A 787-nucleotide genomic window follows, 5' to 3' on the forward strand; every position below is an offset into this window, starting at 1 on the left:
GTCCCCCGGCCGACCCACCCGGACCCCGCTGACACTGGCCGTGCCGGCCCTGCTCGCCGTCGCGTTCCTCGCGCTGCCCCTGGTGGGCGTGCTCGTCCACACCTCCTGGCGGGACCTGCCCGGACACCTCTCCAGCCCGGAGGCCACCGAGGCGCTGTGGCTGTCGCTGATCGTCTCCTTCTGGTCGCTGCTGCTGTCACTGGTCATGGGCGTGCCGCTGGCCTGGCTGCTCGCCCGCGCCGACTTCCCCGGCAAGGCGCTCGTACGGTCCCTCGTCATGCTGCCGATGGTGCTGCCGCCGACCGTCGGCGGCGTCGCGCTCCTGCTCGCCTTCGGCCGCCGCGGCCTGCTCGGCCCCTGGCTGGAGAACACCTTCGGACTCACCCTGCCCTTCCACACCTCCGGCGCGGTCGTGGCCGCCACGTTTGTCTCCATGCCCTTCCTCGTCGTCAGCCTCGAAGGCGCCCTGGCCGGGCTGCGCCCCCGCTACGAGGAGACCGCCGCCTCCCTTGGCGCCGGCCCGCTCCGCGTCTTCCGCACCGTCACCCTGCCGATGGTCGCCCCCGCGCTGGCCGCCGGCGCGGCCCTCACCTGGGCCCGGGCGCTCGGCGAGTTCGGCGCCACCATCACCTTCGCCGGCAACCTCCCCGGCGAGACGCAGACCCTCCCCCTCCGCGTCTACCTGCTGCTCCAGGAACAGCCCGAAGCCGCCACCTCCGTCTCCCTGCTCCTGCTGCTCATCGCGCTGGCCACGCTCGTCGCCCTCCGCGGCCGCTGTCTCTTATAA

General features: G+C 73.7%; 1 pseudogene. It reads left to right on the forward strand.

Annotation, left to right across the window (positions count from 1 at the left end):
* Positions 1-28: 28 nt before the first annotated feature.
* Positions 29-775 (forward strand): annotated as a pseudogene (locus GL263_RS27425) (ABC transporter permease); the annotation flags it as partial.
* Positions 776-787 lie beyond the last annotated feature (12 nt).

This window comes from Streptomyces durbertensis (genome assembly GCF_014156695.1).
GTDB lineage: Bacteria > Actinomycetota > Actinomycetes > Streptomycetales > Streptomycetaceae > Streptomyces > Streptomyces durbertensis.